The organism is Flavobacterium sp. AED (assembly GCF_000812945.1).
Taxonomy (GTDB): Bacteria; Bacteroidota; Bacteroidia; order Flavobacteriales; family Flavobacteriaceae; genus Flavobacterium.
Window position 1 is genome coordinate 1,922,335 of record NZ_JSYM01000001.1, and the last position, 21,457, is coordinate 1,943,791.

Here is a 21,457-nt window from a genome sequence, read left to right on the forward strand (position 1 = left end):
CTATGATACAAAGTTGCACAACATACACGAAGAAAACATTACATAATTTAAAAGAAAAGTATCATCTTTCACACATCTAGTTAAAAGAGGTGTGTGGTTTTTGTGATAATGGTAGTGAAGTAACGATTTTTATAGCTTCTCTTGGCTGTATTTTCTAATAAGGAGAAAAGGTATGGATTTTACTGTTTACTCCTGTTTTACACTGTTTACTTCAATCCAATAGCCATCAGGATCCTGGAAATAAACTTGTTTGATGTCATCAGCGCGAACCATGATTTTATGAAGCTCTCCGGGCCAGTCAGAATAAGTGATGTTTCTATTTTCGAGTACTTTTACCAATGCGTCAAAGTTGACGGTTTTAAAAGCAAGATGCACTGCTTTGTTTATTGTGACAGGTTCTTTAATAGTAGAAACGAGATGCAGCTCTTTTCCATCTCCTAAAGAAATCCAACGAATGCCTTCTTTTCTGGTAAGATTAGTAATTTCTTTTAATTTTAGAACATTGGTGTAAAAATCTACAGAGCGATCCAAGTCTTTTACTGAAAGTGCCGCGTGATCCATTTTCAAAGTAAAAGAATCCTGCGCCCAGATCGATCCGGTAAATATAAAGGCAAGTACTAAGAATGTTAGTTTTTTCATTGGTTATTTAATTTTGGTTTTTCGTTAGATAGCTTTTTGACTTTGTGTCAGCAGCTAAAAGTACGTAATAAATTATTCCTGCTAAAATTTTAAAATACTAAACCTAGTATTAAGTTTAGTCGTCTGGCAGATTAAATAAATTAATAATTCAATATTTTGATTTTATGGTTTCTTGTTAGGTAATTTACTATACCCAAACAATCCATGTTCTCCTTGCAGTGAAATATATTTGGTTGTGTGCTGTCATATCCGTGCGACCTGGTTGTAATCGATTTGGTATCAGATTTAATTTGTTTCAGTTGGCGACTATTGCTTCCTAATTTGCATTTTACATAATATAGAATTAATGTAAATTAGCCTTTTGCATCATAAAAAAAAGCACTATTTCTAAACCGTAAGGATATATTTTGCAATCTTTGAACTCAAAAAAATTAAAAAAGACTTTATGAGTAAGACTAAATTAATAGTTAATCGCAATGGATCTATAAAAATAGAAGGTGATTTCGAAATAATGGACAGTGAAGGAAATGTTTATGGACTGGAAGGAAGAACCGCATTGGGTCTTTGTCGTTGTGGGTTGTCATCCAACAAGCCTTTTTGTGATGGTTCACACCGAAACAATTTTGAACATGAAGCAGCAGCTTTTGACTTGCCACCAATGAAAACTAAATAAGAAATACTGTTTTTTACTTTCAATCAATAAAAAAAGCTACTTCATTGTAGCTTTTTTTATGTTTTGCGTTTCTTCATTGTGGACACGGAAAAGATTTTCGGGCTATCGAATAAGGAAGTATATCTTCATGGTCGGATACTGTTTTATGCGAAAATTAAATCGTCAGTTGTCAATTTTATTTTTGGTTTATTCAATTTTAAAATTGCGTTTTTCACTCTAATTTGTTCGCTTTTAGGTAAGAAAACGGGGATTAATTCACTAATGTCAATTTTTAATAATCGATTAATCAGAATTAAGTCTTTTAAAGAAAAAGGGCTAATTCCATTCATTAATTCTGACATGTGAGTTTTACTTTTATGTCCTAGAATAGATCCTAATTCTTGTTGATTAAGATTAAGATTTTTTAGTTTATTTTTGATTGTAGTCTTCCTGTTTTCTATGAATTCTCTTTCTTTTTCGGCAATTAGTTCTGCAATATCACTTTCTTTAATTTTATTCTCATCTATTGCATTTTCATCAGACCAATTATTGGTTTCATATATTTCAATAATGTCTCTTAACTTTTTTCTTAAAGTTTTAAAATGAACGGATTCTTTGGAAAGAATACGTAATTTTCTATCAGCGATTAATGCTCTTTCAAAATCTAATTCATTTTCTATTTTACCTTTAAGAACAAATTCTTCAATGTCAAAATGTGTTTTCATGGCTATACGTGATTACGTGATTTCAACCATTTTTCAATAGTCTTTTTATTGTTTTTAAATGTTCTTTCATAATCTTGGTGGTCACCCGTCCATATAATTGTTGCTTCTCCGTCTTCGTCAAACTCCAATAAAATCATTGTTCGATGTATTGCGATATCAAAAAAGTAAAAGCCATCTTTATGAACACAATCAGCATCGTTTCTAATGGTCTTCAGTTCAGTCTCATTCTTCCAATTGTTATTTTCAATATCCGAAATTAAAATATCAATTGCAGTACATAAAGGTTTGTTTCCAAGATTCTTTACTTTTAGTTTTGTTAATCTATTTTTTCCGATTAATCTCATAAGCGTATACAAATATAAAAAAAAGTTCGGAATAAAACCAAACTAATATATTAATTTTAAATGGTCTATAAATAGTAAAGTATAAGTTAGGATTTCTTATTTGGTTTTTGTGCTAACTCATCTTCGTAATCAAATCTTGACAATCATAGTGGGTACGGAAAAGATTTCCAGGCTATATCTAGGTACGATTAGAAACATCCGAGCGATCGAGTTAAATTAAGCTCATTCTTGTAATGGAGATTCCAAAAGGAGGCGGAAAGTTCCGGCTCTTGGGAATTCCAACAGTAGTCGATAAACTACTTCAACAACGATTGTGTAATCGCCCATTTTCTCTATTACTTTATTATTCTAAATGTTAGATTTATCCTTGTCTCCTTTATTTTTTTTTCTTTAGGCACACTATGTTGCCAATGATGCTGTAGTTCTCCTCTCATTATTAACAAAGTGCCGTGTTTTAATGGAAATTCAATTTTAACAGAATGGTCATCGTTTCTTCTAAGTAAAAATCGTCTTGTTGCACCAAAGTTAATCGAACCAATTATTGGATTGTTTCCTAACTCTTTTTCAGCGTCAGTATGCCAATTTATATAATCTTCGCCATCTCTATACCAATTCATTAGAACACTGTTAAATTTAACCATTGCTAATTTTTCAATTTGTTCTTTAATATATAATAGACCTTTATTCCAATTATTTGGTTGCAAAGTTATACCTGAATAAGTGTAAGGTTTATCGCTATCACCATACCAAGCTGAATATCGAGGCAGGAAAAGTTCTTTGCCATACATATTTAACTTGTCGTGATGCCAATTTATATTTTTGAATTTTACATTTGACAGACTTTCTTTATCAAATTCTCTCCAATTTGCAATCTTCCAATCAAATAAATCATTTTCTAAAAAATACTCTAAAGTCCTGTCGCTTATTTTCTTATCAAAAAAATGCTCGATATAAATGATTTCACCATTAGGTACATTGATAATATATCCATTCAAATCCTGATTAAATTCACAACGAAACCCTTCCATATTTGGAATTTGAAAAGGAAAGTTTTGACTAGATAAATTGAATAAGTCCATAAATGTTAGTTTAAGTTTCCAGCATAATCAACCAACTTGCCAAGTGGTTTTTGAAGTGTCGATTTAGATTTTATATATTCTTTATTACCAACAATATAAATGGTATTTCTGGCACGTGTAATAGCTACATTTACAGATTCTGGCACTACGTTATCAATCCAATTTATTTTAGAATTTGGAGAGTTATTGGTAACAACTAAACTGAAAATCATTATATCTTTTTCGTCCCCTTGAAATTTATAAACAGTATCTGCAACTATTCTTGATTTTAAATTTACTGGGATTTTATTGTGCAATTCTATTGCTTGATGTCTAAATGGTGTTACAATACCAATTGAAATATTTGGGTTACTATTTGCTATTTTGGTTGCTATTTCTATAGATTTAGCAATTTCTGCATCGTTGATATTAATATTGTCTGCTCTTTGAGTCCCTACAACATCTTCCCAAATCATTCCTTTGGGTGTTATTTGAAATTGATTTTCATTTGTACAAATTTCCAAATTAAGATTACGTTTGGGAATATAAAAAGCTTCATTTGAATATCCAATAATTTCAGGATGGCATCTATAATGCTTGTCAATATTTACAGTTGTTGAATTGTTTTTGGCATTGGCTAAAAAAGATTCACTATAATCCCACAAAGATTTTTCTTTATATTTTAAATACACTGAACTACTTAATTGAAGATGTTCTTTTATTTTTTCTTCTTCAAATTTATTTAATGCAGAAATGTGTTTTAATTGTAATGGGTCGCCTATTACCACTAATTGTTTTGCTCTTAAAATCAAAGAAATTGCTGAAGCTATATCACATTGTGACGCTTCATCTATTATAACCATATCGAATAGCTCGGTAGTTAATGGCAATGATGCTTTTGCTGACAAACTAGTGACACAATTAATATTAAAAATTTCTAAAAAATTTTTAGTTGTATTTTCAAATTGGGATATTTCTTCATACCTCCAAGGGATATTATTAGGAAGATAATCTTTGTAATTATTGATATGTGATAAAGAAGCATTGAATAATTTATTTTCAATTTTTTCTTTAAGTACTATTTTACTCAACTTTATTATTTCATCTTCGCAAGATGCAATAGTCTTTCTTATTTCTTGTTCGTTAGCATTTATTTCAGCTATTTTATTATTAATAGTTGCAATTTCTTGCTGGTTCTTTTTTAGTTCATTATCTTTTTTAGTATAATTATTTATGTAATTGATAATTGATTCTAAAGAATCAATCGTTTTTTTATAAGCATTAATAATTACTGTTCCATTCCTAAATTCTTCTATCTGATTAGGAAGACTTATATTCTTGAAATAATTTCTAAATTCAATTGGGAATTCGTTTATAGAATTTAGAAATTCAGAAGCGATTTTTCGTTTTTTAAACCAATCAAACCAAAGTTTGCCTAATCCAGAATACTTTAATTCTAAAGTGTTTTTGGATTTCTTTAATTGAGAAGAATAAGTATCAATAGTACTAATTTGATGATTTATTCTGAACAGCTCCAATAAAGGATTTTGGCTACTTAAATTTTGAATTTCAATATTTAAGTTTTCAAAAAGTTTAGTGAGTTCGGGCAGTTTTCTTTGGAGTTCGTTTCTTAATTCAAGCTTTCTTTTGTTTTCACTTTTGACTTTCCTTTTTTCATTTAGTTTGTCTTGGGCTATTTTTATTTGAATTGAATTATCTTCTAAATCGGGTTTAATAACACTAATTTTATTTATGTCGGGTAGTGTTGTGTTTTCTAATATTTGTTTATTTCCAAATCTTAAGAAAAAGCCAGAATTATTATCCCTTTCAAATCTGCTTTTTACATTGTCCACCGCTTGGTTATTCTTGCTTGCTACAAGAATTTTTTTGTTTTGCATTACTGCATTTGCCAAAATATTTGATATTACTTGTGTTTTTCCGCTACCAGGAGGACCTGTTATCACGGTTAATTTATTATTGAAAGCAGTTAGAACAGCCTTTTTTTGGCTGTCGTCCATAACGCTTAATTGTATCAAGTCATCTTCTGTAAGATTATCTATTTTGTTGTCGATTGATGAATTAAGCAAAAAGTTATATAGTAAACTTCCATCTTTTACATTTTGTCTATTTATTTTTTTTAATTCAGAATAAATTTGACTTAATGCAGGGTTTTTAGAACTTAATGCAAAAGATATATTGTTAGCAAAAGTTAGATTATTATCAATTTTTTCTTTGAAAACATTAATTATATTTTCTAAATTATTTTGCTCTTTTATTAATTTTTGAATTTCGTCAATCTCTTCTTCGCTTTTTTCAAAATTTGATAAAACACCATAGTTAATTTCAAAATCGGATAGTTTAAGTTTTACCTTTTCAGAAGTAGTGTTAATGTCTTTAATATCGTCAAAAAGATATGTGTAATTTAGTACGGCATATTTTTTTGAATTAATTTCTATTTCAATTGATATATTTAAGTCTTTTGGAAACTTTTCTTTTATATTACTTTTGAAAATGGAAAGAAAATTTATGTTGCTTTCTAAATCCACAACAATCTCATTGCTTTCATTTATTTCATAGTTATAGCTATAAAACTGTTCAATTGCAGGTTCTTTAATTTGTTCTAAAAAAACTACTTGTTTATAGTATTCTATGATTTTATCAATATTACTTAATGCGTTTGTATTAATCTTGTTCAGTTCTTTTTGTAAAATATGTAAATAGTTTTTATTTGTTGGCATCGGTGGATAATATATAGATTTAATAATTTGTATTTCGTTTCCTTTTATTTTAAAGACTAGCAATTTAATTGTTCCTCTTGTAGTTTTTAGTTTCCCATTTTCTTTTCCAATAATTTGTTTCTCTGTGAAATTTAAGAGTTTTGCAAATTCATCTATACGAGTTGAAGTTGCATTTAAAGGCCCAACACAAATAAAGTATTGCTCTCCATTTAAATTGCTTTTAATTAAACTTGTTAGCTTTTCTAAATTTATAGATTCTATATCAAGGATATTTGAAAAGAAATTTATTGTAATTGGTTCTGTAATTTTTATATCAGATAGAATAATATCATCAAGTGTTTTATCTACTAACTGAACTTTTGTATTATTATCTAAACTTGCCTTAAGGTAATCATTAGCCTTAGTTATTGCAGGTTTAGATGGCTCTATGAGTATTATTTTTTTTGGATTATTAGGTTTCGTGTTTTCTTTTAAATAATCGAGCAAACATAAAGACGCTAATCCTTGACCGCAACCCCAGTCAATTACCTGATATTGTCCTCCAAAAATTTCTTCAATATTAGTTAAAGTAGATAATGCTGAATGTATTTTTTCTTCGTGCATTTTACCATATGCGGATAAGTAACAATTTAACTCATCTTCATTTTTTAACAAACCAACTCCGTGATTTATATACGACCAAGGTTTTAATTTTTTTTCACTTGGCAAATTTTTATAAGCAGTCTCAATAATATTTTGTAATCCTGTCATTTATAAATTTACTTATGGTTGGTAATTTTGTGTATGTCGTCTTTTTAAAGTGTCGCATAACTTATATATACCCAAAACAAACTTTCTCAAAGCATACCCTATTTGGGGGGATTGGCGAAGGTTTCTTTTCGTTTTATACTTTCTCAAATATATTAAAATTTTCTTACAAATTTTTAATGAAATAAATGAATGCCATTGTTATTACAGTCTGCGTGAGTGATGGAAGCGACATCCTTTATTTTCTTTCTTTAAGAAAATAAAGATATAGCGTACAGCACGACCTAAAGTTTTTACGGAGGGGCACGCCCAAATAAATAGTTTTTTGTTCTCAATCATCTATTTATTTATCATCTCTTCGGCTATTTTCTTAAATTTCCAAAAAAAGTATATCTTTAGCCAACTAAAACCAAAACCCCAAAAACAAAAAATATGGAAGACGAAAAACCAGAAGATTTTAAAAGAGAATTAGGATTGCTTGATGGAACCATGCTTGTGGTGGGTTCTATGATAGGTTCGGGGATATTTATTGTAAGCTCGGATATGGTGCGCCAAGTAGGTTCTGCCGGTTGGCTCATTGCTATCTGGGTGCTTACCGCTTTGCTTACCATTGTAGCAGCGGTTAGTTATGGCGAGTTGAGTGCGATGTTTCCCAAAGCGGGAGGACAATATGTTTATATCAAAGAAGCTTACGGAAAATTGATAGGATTTTTATATGGTTGGAGTTTCTTTGCCGTGATACAAACGGGTACAATTGCAGCTGTGGGTGTGGCTTTTTCAAAATTTGCAGCCTATATTTATGCACCTTTGAGCGATGAAAATATTCTTTTTGAAATGGGTTATTTCAAGCTCAATGCGGCACAAATTGTTTCTATCATTACTATTATTTTGCTTACTTATATCAATAGTCGAGGGGTAAAAAACAGTAAAATTTTACAAACTGTTTTGACGGTTATCAAAATTTCATCATTATTGGGATTAATTATTTTTGGCTTTATTCTAGGTGCCAAAGCTGAGATTTGGAATGCCAATTGGACTCATGCTTGGGATTCAAAAGCGCTTGATGTATCTAATGGTTCTTGGCTTCCAATTAGTGGCACGGCATTATTATCTGGATTTGTGGCTGCTTTTGTGGGTTCCCAATTTTCAAGTGTGGCTTGGGAAGGTGTTACTTTTATCGCTGAAGAAATTAAAAATCCCAAACGAAATGTAGGTCTAAGTCTTTTTCTGGGAACGTTAATTGTTGGGTTTATTTATACCATGGCTAACGTGATGTATATTGCTGTTCTTCCTTTGCAAGATATTGCAACGGCAAAATCTGACCGGGTTGCCGTTGTGGCATCACAGGTAATTTTTGGGGGTATGGGGACTTTAATCATTGCAGTGATGATTATGATTTCGACTTTTGCCTGCAACAATGGATTGATTATGGCTGGAGCAAGAGTTTATTATACGATGGCAAAAGACGGCGTTTTTTTTAAAAAAGCGGCAAATCTTAATAGTGCAAGTGTTCCGGAATGGGCATTATGGGCTCAGTGTATTTGGGCTTCGACTTTGTGTTTAACCGGAAAATATGGAGCGTTATTAGACTTTGTGGTTATTATTGTTTTGATATTTTACATACTTACCATTTACGGAATTTTTATCCTGCGCAAAAAAATGCCTAATGCAGAGAGACCTTACAAAGCTTTTGGTTATCCATTTTTGCCAATGTTTTTTATTGTAATTTCTAGTATAATCTCGATTACATTATTGATTACAAAAACAAGTACTTGTGGTTGGGGCGTTTTTATAATGTTAATTGGAATTCCGGTGTATTATTTGACTAAACCGAAGGAGTAGTTTTTAATGATCATTCTCCGTTTGCAGGTTTCATTTTAAGCAGATTTCAGTGAACTTGTTTGCAGTGAGTAGCCCGACCCGAAGTTTTTACGGAGGGTCGCGCCTAAAATACTTTAATTTATACTATAAAAACAGAAAACCCGTCTTGAGACCAAGACGGGTTTTTCTAGTGTAGTAAGCACTTGTTTAATGTTAGATAACTGCGTTTTCTAACACTAACTCTTCATGAAAAGGCAGATTCCAAGCTTCGGCAACTCCTTTGTAAAGGATTTTTCCGTTAGCAATGTTCAATCCTTTTTTCAATTCTTCATTTTCGGCACAAGCTTTTTGCCATCCTTTGTTTGCTAATTGCAACGCGTAAGGTAAAGTAGCATTTGTAAGCGCCAATGTTGAAGTATAAGGGACTGCGCCTGGCATATTAGCCACACAGTAATGTACAATATCGTCTATGATAAAAGTTGGGTTTTCGTGTGTTGTAGGTGTACATGTTTCGATACAGCCTCCTTGATCTACAGCTACGTCAACTACTACTGTACCCGGACTCATTAATTTCAACATGTCACGAGTGATTAAATGCGGTGCTTTGGCTCCTGGAATTAAAACGGCTCCAATAACTAAATCAGCAGTTGCAATTGCTTCACGGATATTGTAATGATTGGAGATAATTGTGGTAACATTAGCTGGCATCACATCCGATAAATAACGCAAACGCGCTAAGCTTACATCCATAATGGTTACTTGAGCACCAAAACCTGCTGCCATTTTTGCTGCTTGTGTTCCTACGATTCCACCACCCAATACTAATACTTTAGCAGGAGGAACTCCCGGAACGCCACCTAAAAGGATTCCTTTTCCTTTCAATGGTTTCTCTAAATATTTAGCACCTTCCTGAATTGACATACGACCTGCCACTTCTGACATGGGTACTAATAAAGGCAAGCTACGGTCTGCTTTTTCAACAGTTTCATAAGCTAAACATACTGCACCACGCTCAATCATAGCATGAGTCAACGGTTCCGATGAGGCGAAGTGGAAATAGGTGAATAATAGTTGGTCTTTTTTGATCAAAGGATATTCAGAAGCGATAGGCTCTTTTACTTTGATTATCATTTCAGCAATGCTGTAAACGTCTTCAATTGTTGGCAATAATTCTGCTCCAGCCTCAGCATATGCTTTGTCGCTAAAACCACTATTTTCACCAGCACTTGCTTGTACATAAACGATATGACCTTGTTTTTTGAATTCGGCAACACCTGCGGGAGTAAGTGCTACACGGTTTTCGTTATTTTTGATTTCTTTAGGAATTCCGATTATCATAGTGTTGTGTTTAAATGTTTGAATTTAATTGCATTACAAATTTATATATAAAGAAAATATTATTGCTATATGCTATTTAATTAAGAAAATATTAATTTTATTTAGTAATTTAGCATTAAATTTTTCTGAATATAAGTTTTTTTATATTTCTAAAAAGAAAAAAAAACTGCTTTTAGACCTAAAAAAAGAATCAATAAATTATGATACTGGACGAAACTGACAAAAAAATCTTACGCCTTCTTCAGGAAGATGCGCATTTGACCTTGAAAGATATTGCCAACCAAATCAACCTTTCGCTGACACCGGTTCATGACAGGGTAAAACGTTTGGAAAAAGAAGGTATTATTGAGAAGTATGTTTCGATTTTGAATAAAAAGAAACTAGGTAAAAACCTGACGGTATATTGCCAGGTGACACTTGTAAAACAGACCTATGATATCTCAGAAGGATTCAATCAAGCGATACTGAATTTACCCGAAGTGGTGGAATGTAATTTTGTTTCGGGAAGTTTTGATTATATGTTGAAAATTGTATTGCCGGATATGGAAAGTTACCATCATTTTCATCAGAAAAAATTGTCGATTTTGCCGGAGGTTTCTTTGATTAACAGTTTTTTTATTATTTCGGAAGTAAAGAGTACTACTGTTTTGCCGATTTAAATTATAGGTTTGTTCTGAATGTGTTCTAAAAAGCTAAAAAAAAGGAACACAGATGATTCAGTTTAAAACAAAAAAATCCGTCCCGATAAATCAAGACGGATTTTCTATTTAATTCAGGTTGGGTTGCTATTATCTAAAACTAAAAAAAAAACTAAAAACTAAAAAAAGGCAACGCACAACCTGTAATCTAAATGCTAGTAATACGTAAAACGTCTTACTTTAGCAATGTATTTTGCCAATCGGATTACTTGGTGACTGTAACCATATTCGTTGTCATACCAAATGTATAAGACAATATTTTTTCCGTCATTAGAAACAATCGTTGCATTACTGTCATAAATTGACGGTGCCGAAGTACCTACAATATCCGATGAAACCAATTCGTTATTCAAGGAGTATTTGATTTGTTCTACCAATTCACCCTCTAAAGCATATTTTTTCATGATGGCATTAATTTCCTGAATTGAAGTTGTTCTTGAAACTTCAAGATTTAGAACCACTAATGAACCATTAGGAACCGGCACTCTTATGGCATTAGAAGTCAGTTTTCCTTCAAGTGATGGTAATGCTTTTGCAACAGCACTGCCTGCGCCCGTTTCGGTGATTACCATGTTTAGAGCTGCTGCTCTTCCGCGACGGTATTTTTTATGCATATTATCAACCAAATTTTGGTCGTTAGTATAGGCATGAATCGTTTCTAAATGTCCTTTTACAACGCCTAAAGTATCTTCAACGGCTTTCAAGATTGGTGTTATCGCATTCGTTGTACAGGATGCGGCCGAAAAAATGTTTATTTCATCTGGATTGTATTCGTTTTGGTTTACGCCATGAACGATATTTGGAACTCCTTTTCCAGGAGCGGTAAGCAAGACTTTATCGGTACCTTTCGAAACTAAATGCCTGCTTAAAGCTTCATGGGTAGTGAAAGCGCCAGTATTATCAATAACCAAAGCATTGTTGATTCCGTAAAGTGTATAATCAATTTCTTCGGGCACATTTGCTGTAATAATGTGAACGGTTGTGCCATTAATTATCAAAGCATTATTTTTTGTGTCAGCAACAACCGATCCTTGAAAATCGCCATGAATAGAATCATAACGCAATAAAGAAGCTCTTTTTTCTAGAGAAGTTGCGTCGTTTTTATCACGAGTTACAATGGCTCTCAATCGCAATTGATTTCCTTTTCCTGTTTTCGAAAGTAACTCACGTGCCAGTAATCGTCCAATTCTACCAAAACCATATAACACTACATCTTTAGGTTGAATTTCCTCAGAGTTTTTAGCGTCTTTTAATTTGTCAATCACAAAATGCCTTGTGTCGGGATATTTTTCATCTTCCAAACGATATTCATAAGTAAGTTTACCAATATCCAGTTTTGAAGGTGGTAAATCCAATTCTAAAACAGCTCTGGCTATTTCTACTGAATCAAATACAGAAATTGGTTTTCCCACAAATTCACCCGCATAGTCATGCAAGTTGATGATTTCGCTTACGTTTCTGTCAATTAATTGATTTCTAAATAAAACCATTTCAATTGATTTGTCATACCATAAATCACTGATGATTTTGATCAATTCTACTCCTGCACGTCGTCTGTCGGCTTGAAAAGAAACTTCTTTTTCGTATGTAATGCTCATGTGAAAATTTGTAAAATAAATTAATGATTTTTTTAAATTTTGCGCAAAATTACCTATTTCAATCGATTTCGTAAGCTATTTTATGATTTATTTTTAAAATAAAAAAGCCACCTTGGTTTTCCAAGATGGCTTTAGTTTTTGCATTATAAGTTTTTAGATTATAATTCTGATAGTTTCTCCGTTTTTATTTATCATTTCAATTCGGATGCTTTGACTTTCGTCTTTTTTGTCCAAAAGTTTAGAGACTGTTTCTATATCAGTTGCCTTTATATTATCGATGCTCAAAATAATATTTCCTTTGAGTTCTTCTTCATATTGTTTCAGATTGTCATTGGTAATGGATCTGATTCTTACCCCATAGTCCAGATGGAATTTCTTTTTGTCTGTGGCGTCTATGTTTTCCAATTCCAATCCTTTGAATTCAGTACTGAAAAATTCATTTTTGCTCAAAACTACAGGTATAATTCTATTTTTTCCATCTCTGATAATCGTTACCTGAACTTTATCATTAGGTCTTTTGGTGTTGATATACCCAGAAAGATCAGCATAAGTAGCTACATTTTGGTCATCTAGTTTTACGATAATATCTCCTTTTGTAAGTCCGGATTTTTCGGCACCGGAATTTTTGGTTACCTTACTGATATAAAAACCTTGTGTTTGGGAAATTTTCAATTCTTTGGAAGCGATATCATTTAATTCTCCGCCTTCAACTCCAAGAATTCCTCTTTGTACATTACCAAATTCCATAAGGTCTTCGATTATTTTTCGGGCAATATTTGATGGAACGGCAAAAGAATAACCAACATAAGAACCTGTCATGGATGAAATCATCGTGTTGATGCCAATTAGTTCTCCACGGGTATTTACCAATGCACCACCGCTATTTCCAGGATTTACTGCAGCGTCTGTTTGTATGAAAGATTGAATGCCGCTAGTGCCCAAATCTCTTGCTTTTGCAGAAACAATTCCAGCAGTTACCGTAGAGGTTAAGTTATACGGATTTCCTACTGCCAAAACCCATTCGCCAATTTTTACCGAATCAGAATTGGCAAAAACAGTATACGGTAACTTTTCGTCAGCATCGATTTTTAATAAAGCAATGTCCATTTTAGAATCGGTTCCAATGAGTTTTGCTTTATATGATTTTTTATTGTTCAAAGTGATTTCAATTTCCGAAGCATCTTTTATCACGTGATTGTTAGTCACGATATAACCATCTTCAGAAATAATTACACCAGAACCCGTTCCCACTTGTTCTTGTTGCTGCTGTCCTCCGTAGCCATAAAAGTATTCAAGCATTGGATTAATAACAGTTTTGCGAGAAACATTTTTTACGTGAACCACGGTATGAATGGTCTTTTCGGCAGCTTCGGTAAAATCAACATTTTCGGCTGATAATCCCACGCGTTTTCCATACGAATCAGAGGCGACGGTAGTGATTGAGTTTTTGTTATTCGAGAAATAGCCATCATTGTCAAATAATAATTTGTAAGCCCCTAATGTTACGGCTCCACTCAGCAATGATATTAAAAACAGTGTTGAAAATCGTTTCATATTAGAATTCATTTTTAAATTATTTTAAAGTAAAAATAGCGTTAATTTATTTTTTTGAAAAACAGTTTAACGCTCTTTAACAATGATTAACATTTCATTAATAGTTCGTACTTTTGTATCTCTCAATTCAAAGAAAATGCAAATAGAATTTTATAAATACCAAGGAACAGGAAATGATTTCGTGATGATTGATAACCGTCAGGGAATTTTTCCAAAAGACAATACTCAACTTATAGCCCACTTATGCGACAGACGTTTTGGGATAGGAGGAGACGGACTTATTTTATTAGAAAATGACCCTGAGACCGATTTCAAAATGGTGTATTACAATTCAGATGGGAATCAAAGTTCCATGTGTGGGAACGGTGGAAGATGTTTAGTGGCTTTCGCCAAAAAGCTAAACGTTATTGAAGATAATACTACTTTTATAGCGACAGATGGTTTGCATCATGCCTCAGTTGCTGATAATGGAATAGTTTCATTACAAATGATAGATGTCGAAGACGTGAAAATCACTCCAGAATATGTGTTTATGAATACGGGTTCTCCGCATCACATACAATTAGTGGAAGATTTAGAGCACTATAATGTCAAAGAAAACGGAGCGAGTATTCGATACGGTGAATTATATGGGAAACAAGGAAGTAACATCAATTTTGTAAAAAAAATAGATGAAACTACCTTTTCATTAAGAACATATGAAAGAGGTGTTGAAGATGAAACTTTAGCTTGCGGAACCGGAGCAACTGCAGTAGCAATCGCGATGAATGCATTAGGAGAAACAAAAGCGAATTCGATAGATTTGAATGTTGAAGGAGGGAAATTAGTTGTCTCTTTTGACAAAAAGGATGGACAGTTTACTAATGTTTTCTTGAAAGGACCTGCGGAGTTTGTTTTTAAAGGACAAATAGAAATATAATTACGAATTAGGAATTATGAAAACGCCAGATTTACCAATTTTAGTTTTGTTATTATTTTTTTGTTGTTTTCTTGTTTATTCTCAATTCAAGAAAGGTGGATTTTCAAAAATGAATTATTACGATAAATATCGTTCAATGATTGGTTATTTACTTATTCCTATTGTGATGATAATTTTACTTGTTGCTGTTTTTGATAAATTGGTTAGTAATTCGTAATTATTTAAAATGATAACATTAAAAGGCGAGAACATCTACATTCGTGCACTTGAACCCAATGATTTGGAGTTTGTTTACGCTATTGAAAACGACCAAAGTATCTGGGAAGTGAGTAATACGCATACGCCTTACAGTCGGTTTTTGGTAAAGCAATATTTGGAAAATGCGCATCAGGATATTTATGAAGCCAAGCAATTGCGATTAGCCATTTGTCAGGATCAGGATTTTCCGGCTTTGGGATTAATCGATTTATTTGATTTTGATCCAAAGAATAATCGGGCAGGAGTTGGGATTGTAATTCAAGGCAGTGAAAATCGCAAACAGAATATTGGTTCTGAAGCATTAGGACTATTAATTCGGTATGCTTTTCATCATCTTAATCTACATCAATTATATGCAAATATTGGCACTGAAAATGTAGCAAGTACCGCTCTTTTTATTAAATTTGGTTTCCAAAATATAGGAGTAAAAAAAGATTGGAATTTAGTTAACGGCATTTATAAAGACGAAGCTGTTTTTCAATTAATTAATCACACGAACGTCAGCGAACTGGCGTAGCAATTTTAAAAAATAATTATTTTGAACTTAAAGAAAATCATAACAATCATATCTGTTGCATTAATATCAGTATTAATGGTTTACGGATTTATTTTGTTGCGCCAAATTTTTTCAGCGAATACAAAGTTTGCCGAAAAAGAACTCTATGTGTACATCCCAACAGATTCTAAATACGAAGATGTCAAAAAAATAATTGCTCCTTATGTCGAAAATATGGACCGTTTTGAAACGGTTGCCAGCAAAAGAGATTATCCTGAAAATGTAAAACCAGGGCGCTTTTTATTCACCAAAGGAATGAATAGTTATGAATTGGTAAAAACGTTACGATTAAATGTACCTGTAAATTTAGCTTTCAATAATCAGGAACGATTAGAAAATTTAGCAGGACGCGTAGGTTCTCAAATTGAAGCGGACAGTTTATCATTGCTGACTACATTTAGAGATTCTGTTTTTTTAAAAGAAAATGGATTTACCGAAGAAAATGTCTTGGCGATGTTTATTCCTAATACTTATGAAACGTATTGGAATACTTCGGCTGAAAAGTTCCGAGATAAAATGATTAAAGAATATAAAAACTTTTGGAACAAAGAACGTGTTGCTAAAGCTGCAAAACAAGGATTAACTCCAATTGAGGCCACTATTCTTGCTTCGATCGTACATAAAGAATCTGTAAAAAAAGACGAAAGACCAAGAATTGCAGGAGTTTATTTGAATCGTTTAAGAGCTCAAATGCCACTTCAGGCAGATCCAACAGTTATTTACGCGATAAAAAAGAAGTCAAATGATTTTGATCAGGTTATCAAAAGAGTTTTTTATAATGACTTAACAATGAGTTCTCCTTATAATACGTATGTAAATATTGGTCTTCCTCCAGGACCTATTGCGATGCCTGATATTACTGCATTGGAAGCCGTTTTAAATCCGGAGAAAAATAACTTTATCTATTTCTGTGCGAGTGTGGAACGTTTTGGATACCATGAATTTGCAGCTACTTTAGAAGAGCACAATAAAAACGCAAAAAAATATTCAGATTGGATAAACAGTCAAGGTGTAAAAAGATAGTTTTGAGATTTAAAAAACTACTTTTTTTATTCTTGATTTTGAATGGATATCAAACCTGTTTTTCGCAAAATACAATTGATGATTTCCTTACGCCATCGGACTCTTTAAATAAAAAAAGACAAAATACCGTTGTGATTTCTGAAGCGGTATTGGCTTCAGGAATTTTGGTTGGCTTAAACCAACTTTGGTACGCCGATTATCCCAAGTCTAATTTTCATTTTATAAATGATAATTCCGAATGGCTTCAAATGGATAAATTGGGACATTCTTTTTCTTCGTACCATTTAGGCAGGCTTAGTGCCGAAATGTTGCAATGGAGCGGAGCCAGTAAAAAGAGCCAACTTATTTACGGAGCAGGTTTAGGATTTGCTTTTTTGACGGCTGTTGAGGTTATGGATGGATATTCTTCTGAATGGGGTGCTTCATCAGGGGATATAATTGCAAATGCTTCTGGAACGGCTTTGTATGTTTCACAAGAATTAATTTGGAAAGAACAACGTATAACTCCTAAATTTTCTTTTCATACCACACAATATGCGACTCAAAGACCAGAGGTTTTAGGGAGTTCATTTACGGAACAAATTCTAAAAGATTATAACGGACAAACCTATTGGCTTTCGGTCAATTTATATTCCTTTGCTAAAGGCTCTAAAATACCAAAATGGTTAAATCTGGCATTAGGTTATGGAGCCGAAGGAATGATTACCGGAAATAGGGAAAATAACATGCTTTTTTTGACTCAAAATCCACAAAGATTCAGACAATTTTACGTCAGTTTTGATGTCGATTTGACTAAAATTAATACCAAATCACACTTTTTAAAGACTCTTTTTTCAGTTTTAAATACAATAAAAATACCGGCTCCAACGATTGAAATGGCGCACTTCAACGATATTAAATTACACTTAATCTATTTTTAGTAAACTTTAACTAGTTGATTATCAGTATAATTATTTTTTACGTATATTTGCACGTAGAAATTTCTTAACGGGACAGCGTTTTGAAGAAAAACAATTTATGATAAAGAAATGGTATTTTTATACAGGTTTGACGATTATTATTGCCTTTTTAAGCTCGGGTTTTAAGCCCTTTAATTTAGACACCAACTCTTGGTTTCTAGTACATGAAGAAGATGGATCACACTACTTATTTCCATCTGAAAAACAAGAAGATTACACCAATTTGAATATCCCTTTTACTGGAAATTTCTTTATTGGATTCAAAGAAGCGATTGGATACAGAGAATCTGAAAGCAAATACAAAAAAATTAATTCACTCGGATATTTAGGCAAATACCAATTTGGTATTGAAACACTAAAAACTATAGGTATCCATGATCGTTCCGCTTTTTTGAATAGCCCTGAAATGCAAGAAAAAGCTTTTATAGCTCTTTTGGCAAAAAACAAATGGGAATTAAAAAGAGAGATCGAAAAATATGAGGGGACAATTATGAACGGAATCTACATAACGGAATCCGGAATATTGGCTGCTGCACATCTTGGAGGCGCAGGGTCAGTAAGGAAATATTTGAAAAATAAAGGTAAAAGATATTTCCGGGATGCTTACGGAACTTCTATACGAAGCTACATGAAAGCTTTTGGAGGGTATGATACTTCGTTTATTGTTGCAGATAGTAATGCTAACATAAAAAATATATAAGAACATTTATTGCAAAAAAAGAGAGGTTTTTCTAAATTACTTTTAGATAGCCTCTTTTTTTTTGTGTTTTAAAATTGATTATTTAATTTTTGTAATTTCTCCATCGGGACGAACTACTAATTTAACAGTTTCGTTGTCTTTTTTAATCTTAACGTTATACAGTTTTTTAGTAACATCACCTTCCCTTTGTGTGTAGAGAAATTGATCATTTACAATAGCCCATCCGGGATAAGTTCTGTAAATAGAATAAATGACCTCACTGGGAAGTTTTACATTTTTATACTCTTCGACCACACGTACTAATTTACCTTTGTCATTATAGGTTGCTGACAAAGTTCCTTTTTTTGTACTCATAACCAAAAGATATTCTTCGGATCCTTCATAGTCCTTTCCAAGGTCATAGGCAATGAATTTTTCTTCAATTGTTCTAACTGTTTGATCAGGATTATTATCCGGAAGATACACGGAGAAATCTTTTCCTACTCTTTTAATTACAACTGGTGGTAATTCTATGACTTTTATCTTTCCTTGAACGGTATCTTTCTTCTGGTCTTGTGAGTAAGATGGTGCGCATAAACCTAAAAATAACAAAATAATAATTAATGATTTCATGATATTTGGTTTTAAATTAATATTAAATAAGTTAAATTTTAATGAACAAATAAATGCTAATCTTTACTATTTTATTTCTTTTTTAATTATCGTAATTAATTATATATCAATATTTTAAATAAAAAAAAATATTTATTTTTCTATTTGTTAAAATCAATTGTCTATGTAAAATTAGTTCATTTATTTAGCTCTTTAGGTTAATTTTTCCCATATGTTATGTTAAAAGTAGTTCCTATAAGAAGTTTTTTTTAGTAGGAATCTTTGTTACTAATTTGAATTAGTAAATTGCATAAAAAAACCCTAACATATTGATGTTAGGGTTTTTGCTTTGGTAGCGAGACCGAGATTTGAACTCGGGACCTCAGGGTTATGAATCCTGCGCTCTAACCGACTGAGCTATCTCGCCATGATTGAGGGTGGATAACCAGCCCTGAATGCGGGTGCAAATATAAAAATAATATTACAGGTTGCAAGCGTTTTTTAAAGAAAAAAAAATATTTTTAAAAATCCTTTTTTTTCGGAGTTATATTCTTATATTTCACAAAAATTAAATGTAGCTCATGGATCAAAAAGTACGTTACGAAATCGAGTTTCCCATAAATTCTTCGCCTCAATTATTATATCAATATATATCGACTCCATCCGGTTTATCGGAGTGGTTTGCCGATAACGTAAATTCTCGTGGAGAGTTTTTTACTTTCATTTGGAATGATTCCGAAGAAAAAGCAAGACTTGCTTCTAAGAAGTCTGGTGAAAAAGTAAAATTCAAGTGGGTTGACGAAAACAGTAAAGACACGGAATATTTTTTTGAATTACATATTTTAGTTGATGAACTAACTAAAGATGTCTCATTAATGGTTGTTGATTTTGCATCCAAAGATGAGGTTGATGAGGCGACTCAGCTATGGGAAAATCAAATTTCAGATTTGAAACATCTAATTGGTTCTGTATAGTAAAATCATATTTTATGACTTATATTTGCCCTAAACAAAATTTAGGGCTTTTTTTATGATTAATTTTAATGGAACTATAGTGTCTCAAGATGCTAGTATATTGACACAGAACCGCGCTTTTTTATATGGTGATGCCGTTTTCGAAACAGTTAAAATAGTAAATAATAAAATTCTTTTTTTAGAAGATCATTATTTTAGATTAATGGCATCAATGCGTGTGGTTCGAATGGAAATTCCAATGAATTTTACCATGGAATATTTTGAAGAGCAAATCCTGTCAGTAGTTAAAGTTAATCAACTAGAGCGTTCTTCAAGGGCCAGAATCACTATTTATAGAAATGATGGAGGCTATTATTTGCCTCTGAACAATACAATCTCTTTTTTGATTCATACAATAGCACTAGAAAACACTTTATATTCAATTGACCAAAAGGAATATGAAGTCGATTTGTATAAAGACTTTTATGTGACAAAACAATTGCTGTCTTCTATAAAAACAACAAATAAAATTATAAACATTACGGGTAGTATTTATGCTAACGAAAATGGATTGGACAATTGTATTTTGTTGAATGACAGTAAGAATGTAGTTGAGGTTTTACAAGGAAATATTTTCATGCTTTTGGGTAATAAACTGATTACGCCTCCTGTATCTGAAGGATGTTTGAATGGTGTGATGAGAAAACAAATTTTGAGTTTGGCAAAAAAAATAGAAAATCTAGACGTAGTTGAAGAAGTAATTTCTCCATTTGATCTTCAAAAAGCAGACGAATTGTTTGTTACAAATGTTATAAAAGGAATTCAACCTATAACTAAATATCGTAAAAAAGAGTTTACAATTAAATTAGCCAATGAATTGATTCAAAAATTGAACCAATCAATAGGTGTATTTTAATTTAAATAAGGATTTTCTGGAGCATTTGACCAAATAAGGTATTCTCCTCCTAATTCCATGATTTGCTCTTTCCAGAAATGAGCTGGTGATTTTCCTATGATTTTATTTTCGTAATTATTTTCAGTAATAATCCAGGAATTACATTCCATTTCGGTTTCTAGTTGGTCTTCTTCCCAGCCAGTGTACCCTAAAAAGAAGCGAATATTATTTTTTCTTATTTTACCGGAATTGATAAGTTCTTTCGCAGATTCGAAATCACCACCCCAATAGATGCCATTTGAAATTTCTACACTATTAGGAATTAGTTCTGGAATGTCATGGATGAAATAAAGATTATCTTGTTCCACTGGACCACCATTGTAGATTTTAAATCGAGCGTCTATATCTGGTATTAAGTCGTGGATGGTATATTTCAAAGGTTTATTTATAATAAAACCAACAGAACCTTCCTTATTGTGGTCTGCTAATAATATTACTGATCGGCTAAATGATAAATCTCCAAATATAGAAGGCTCTGCTATAAGTAGATGTCCTTTTTTTAATTTTTCTGAAATCATAACGGCTACTTTTTTTATTAAATTTAAGAATAAAATTTCAAAAAAACCAAAGAAAGTCGTTCAAATGCATAAAAAAACCTTCCATGTGGAAGGTTTTGATTATATTGGAAAAC

Annotated in this window: 20 protein-coding genes and 1 tRNA gene; 10 read left to right on the top strand and 11 right to left on the bottom strand. The window is 32.1% G+C overall.

Going from position 1 to position 21,457, the window contains the following annotated elements:
* Nucleotides 1-186: 186 nt before the first annotated feature.
* Nucleotides 187-639 carry a VOC family protein gene (locus OA85_RS08445; protein ID WP_231557089.1) on the bottom strand — a complete coding sequence of 151 codons (453 nt, stop codon included), beginning with the start codon at nt 637-639 and terminating at the stop codon, nt 187-189.
* Nucleotides 640-1,084: 445 nt separating this feature from the next.
* On the opposite strand from OA85_RS08445, the gene OA85_RS08450 reads away from it, so the two are divergent.
* Nucleotides 1,085-1,312 carry a CDGSH iron-sulfur domain-containing protein gene (locus OA85_RS08450; protein ID WP_039109079.1) on the top strand — a complete coding sequence of 76 codons (228 nt, stop codon included), beginning with the start codon at nt 1,085-1,087 and terminating at the stop codon, nt 1,310-1,312.
* Nucleotides 1,313-1,455: 143 nt separating this feature from the next.
* Here OA85_RS08450 and OA85_RS08455 read toward each other — a convergent pair whose 3' ends face one another.
* The 4 genes from OA85_RS08455 to OA85_RS08470 all read right to left on the bottom strand — a co-directional run bounded on the left by OA85_RS08455 (nt 1,456) and on the right by OA85_RS08470 (nt 6,906).
* Nucleotides 1,456-2,016, bottom strand: coding sequence for a helix-turn-helix domain-containing protein (locus tag OA85_RS08455; protein WP_039109080.1), 561 nt, complete (start codon nt 2,014-2,016; stop codon nt 1,456-1,458).
* Nucleotides 2,017-2,018: 2 nt separating this feature from the next.
* Nucleotides 2,019-2,360 (bottom strand): type II toxin-antitoxin system HigB family toxin, encoded by a 342-nt coding sequence (locus OA85_RS08460; RefSeq protein ID WP_035670479.1) that lies wholly within the window; start codon nt 2,358-2,360, stop codon nt 2,019-2,021.
* 335 nt (nt 2,361-2,695) lie between these two features.
* Nucleotides 2,696-3,439, bottom strand: coding sequence for an alpha-ketoglutarate-dependent dioxygenase AlkB (locus OA85_RS08465; RefSeq protein ID WP_039109081.1), 744 nt, complete (start codon nt 3,437-3,439; stop codon nt 2,696-2,698).
* A 5-nt stretch (nt 3,440-3,444) separates the two neighbouring features.
* Nucleotides 3,445-6,906, bottom strand: a complete 3,462-nt coding sequence (locus OA85_RS08470; RefSeq protein WP_039109082.1) for a DEAD/DEAH box helicase — start codon at nt 6,904-6,906, stop codon at nt 3,445-3,447.
* Nucleotides 6,907-7,335: 429 nt separating this feature from the next.
* Between OA85_RS08470 and OA85_RS08475 the strand changes: the two genes are divergently transcribed.
* Nucleotides 7,336-8,745, top strand: coding sequence for an APC family permease (locus OA85_RS08475; RefSeq protein WP_039109083.1), 1,410 nt, complete (start codon nt 7,336-7,338; stop codon nt 8,743-8,745).
* A gap of 192 nt (nt 8,746-8,937) precedes the next feature.
* Here OA85_RS08475 and ald read toward each other — a convergent pair whose 3' ends face one another.
* Nucleotides 8,938-10,062 (bottom strand): alanine dehydrogenase, encoded by a 1,125-nt coding sequence (gene ald / locus OA85_RS08480; RefSeq protein ID WP_039109084.1) that lies wholly within the window; start codon nt 10,060-10,062, stop codon nt 8,938-8,940.
* A 200-nt stretch (nt 10,063-10,262) separates the two neighbouring features.
* On the opposite strand from ald, the gene OA85_RS08485 reads away from it, so the two are divergent.
* Nucleotides 10,263-10,721: an Lrp/AsnC family transcriptional regulator gene (locus OA85_RS08485; protein WP_039109085.1), complete on the top strand. Its 459-nt coding sequence runs from the start codon at nt 10,263-10,265 to the stop codon at nt 10,719-10,721.
* Between the two features lie 194 nt (nt 10,722-10,915).
* Here the strand turns inward: OA85_RS08485 and OA85_RS08490 are convergent, their stop codons facing one another.
* Nucleotides 10,916-12,358, bottom strand: coding sequence for a glyceraldehyde-3-phosphate dehydrogenase (locus tag OA85_RS08490; protein WP_039109086.1), 1,443 nt, complete (start codon nt 12,356-12,358; stop codon nt 10,916-10,918).
* A gap of 153 nt (nt 12,359-12,511) precedes the next feature.
* Nucleotides 12,512-13,912, bottom strand: coding sequence for a trypsin-like peptidase domain-containing protein (locus tag OA85_RS08495; RefSeq protein WP_039109467.1), 1,401 nt, complete (start codon nt 13,910-13,912; stop codon nt 12,512-12,514).
* 136 nt (nt 13,913-14,048) lie between these two features.
* On the opposite strand from OA85_RS08495, the gene dapF reads away from it, so the two are divergent.
* The 5 genes from dapF (at nt 14,049) to OA85_RS08525 (ending at nt 18,327) form a co-directional block, all read left to right on the top strand.
* A complete protein-coding gene (dapF, locus tag OA85_RS08500) occupies nt 14,049-14,831 on the top strand; it encodes a diaminopimelate epimerase (RefSeq protein WP_039109468.1) in 783 nt (260 codons plus the stop codon).
* Nucleotides 14,832-15,057: 226 nt separating this feature from the next.
* Nucleotides 15,058-15,606, top strand: coding sequence for a GNAT family N-acetyltransferase (locus OA85_RS08510; protein ID WP_039109088.1), 549 nt, complete (start codon nt 15,058-15,060; stop codon nt 15,604-15,606).
* A 21-nt stretch (nt 15,607-15,627) separates the two neighbouring features.
* A complete protein-coding gene (gene mltG, locus OA85_RS08515; protein ID WP_039109089.1) occupies nt 15,628-16,668 on the top strand; it encodes an endolytic transglycosylase MltG in 1,041 nt (346 codons plus the stop codon).
* Nucleotides 16,669-16,670: 2 nt separating this feature from the next.
* A complete protein-coding gene (locus OA85_RS08520) occupies nt 16,671-17,588 on the top strand; it encodes a DUF2279 domain-containing protein (protein ID WP_052257171.1) in 918 nt (305 codons plus the stop codon).
* 97 nt (nt 17,589-17,685) lie between these two features.
* Nucleotides 17,686-18,327: a hypothetical protein gene (locus OA85_RS08525; protein ID WP_039109091.1), complete on the top strand. Its 642-nt coding sequence runs from the start codon at nt 17,686-17,688 to the stop codon at nt 18,325-18,327.
* Nucleotides 18,328-18,405: 78 nt separating this feature from the next.
* On the opposite strand, the gene OA85_RS08530 is transcribed toward OA85_RS08525, so the two are convergent.
* Nucleotides 18,406-18,939 carry a hypothetical protein gene (locus tag OA85_RS08530; RefSeq protein ID WP_039109092.1) on the bottom strand — a complete coding sequence of 178 codons (534 nt, stop codon included), beginning with the start codon at nt 18,937-18,939 and terminating at the stop codon, nt 18,406-18,408.
* Between the two features lie 329 nt (nt 18,940-19,268).
* Nucleotides 19,269-19,345: transfer RNA gene (locus OA85_RS08535), tRNA-Met, on the bottom strand.
* Nucleotides 19,346-19,499: 154 nt separating this feature from the next.
* Here OA85_RS08535 and OA85_RS08540 point away from each other — a divergent pair.
* Both OA85_RS08540 and OA85_RS08545 read left to right on the top strand, forming a co-directional pair.
* Nucleotides 19,500-19,892, top strand: coding sequence for an START-like domain-containing protein (locus OA85_RS08540; protein ID WP_039109093.1), 393 nt, complete (start codon nt 19,500-19,502; stop codon nt 19,890-19,892).
* 55 nt (nt 19,893-19,947) lie between these two features.
* Nucleotides 19,948-20,787, top strand: coding sequence for an aminotransferase class IV (locus tag OA85_RS08545; protein ID WP_039109094.1), 840 nt, complete (start codon nt 19,948-19,950; stop codon nt 20,785-20,787).
* On the opposite strand, the gene OA85_RS08550 is transcribed toward OA85_RS08545, so the two are convergent.
* A complete protein-coding gene (locus OA85_RS08550) occupies nt 20,784-21,344 on the bottom strand; it encodes a YqgE/AlgH family protein (protein ID WP_039109095.1) in 561 nt (186 codons plus the stop codon). The two genes, OA85_RS08545 and OA85_RS08550, sit on opposite strands and share 4 nt — an antisense overlap.
* Between the last annotated feature and the right edge of the window lie 113 nt (nt 21,345-21,457).

Bases quoted from the DNA above. Each gene is read 5' to 3' on its own strand.
- OA85_RS08510 (WP_039109088.1), top strand. From the start codon at position 15,058: ATGATAACATTAAAAGGCGAGAACATCTACATTCGTGCACTTGAACCC.
- OA85_RS08545 (WP_039109094.1), top strand. From the start codon at position 19,948: ATGATTAATTTTAATGGAACTATAGTGTCTCAAGATGCTAGTATATTG.
- dapF (WP_039109468.1), top strand. From the start codon at position 14,049: ATGCAAATAGAATTTTATAAATACCAAGGAACAGGAAATGATTTCGTG.
- OA85_RS08485 (WP_039109085.1), top strand. From the start codon at position 10,263: ATGATACTGGACGAAACTGACAAAAAAATCTTACGCCTTCTTCAGGAA.
- OA85_RS08495 (WP_039109467.1), bottom strand. From the start codon at position 13,912: ATGAAACGATTTTCAACACTGTTTTTAATATCATTGCTGAGTGGAGCC.
- OA85_RS08475 (WP_039109083.1), top strand. From the start codon at position 7,336: ATGGAAGACGAAAAACCAGAAGATTTTAAAAGAGAATTAGGATTGCTT.
- OA85_RS08465 (WP_039109081.1), bottom strand. From the start codon at position 3,439: ATGGACTTATTCAATTTATCTAGTCAAAACTTTCCTTTTCAAATTCCA.
- ald (WP_039109084.1), bottom strand. From the start codon at position 10,062: ATGATAATCGGAATTCCTAAAGAAATCAAAAATAACGAAAACCGTGTA.
- OA85_RS08525 (WP_039109091.1), top strand. From the start codon at position 17,686: ATGATAAAGAAATGGTATTTTTATACAGGTTTGACGATTATTATTGCC.
- OA85_RS08450 (WP_039109079.1), top strand. From the start codon at position 1,085: ATGAGTAAGACTAAATTAATAGTTAATCGCAATGGATCTATAAAAATA.
- OA85_RS08530 (WP_039109092.1), bottom strand. From the start codon at position 18,939: ATGAAATCATTAATTATTATTTTGTTATTTTTAGGTTTATGCGCACCA.
- OA85_RS08470 (WP_039109082.1), bottom strand. From the start codon at position 6,906: ATGACAGGATTACAAAATATTATTGAGACTGCTTATAAAAATTTGCCA.
- OA85_RS08540 (WP_039109093.1), top strand. From the start codon at position 19,500: ATGGATCAAAAAGTACGTTACGAAATCGAGTTTCCCATAAATTCTTCG.
- OA85_RS08460 (WP_035670479.1), bottom strand. From the start codon at position 2,360: ATGAGATTAATCGGAAAAAATAGATTAACAAAACTAAAAGTAAAGAAT.
- OA85_RS08445 (WP_231557089.1), bottom strand. From the start codon at position 639: ATGAAAAAACTAACATTCTTAGTACTTGCCTTTATATTTACCGGATCG.
- OA85_RS08550 (WP_039109095.1), bottom strand. From the start codon at position 21,344: ATGATTTCAGAAAAATTAAAAAAAGGACATCTACTTATAGCAGAGCCT.
- OA85_RS08455 (WP_039109080.1), bottom strand. From the start codon at position 2,016: ATGAAAACACATTTTGACATTGAAGAATTTGTTCTTAAAGGTAAAATA.
- OA85_RS08490 (WP_039109086.1), bottom strand. From the start codon at position 12,358: ATGAGCATTACATACGAAAAAGAAGTTTCTTTTCAAGCCGACAGACGA.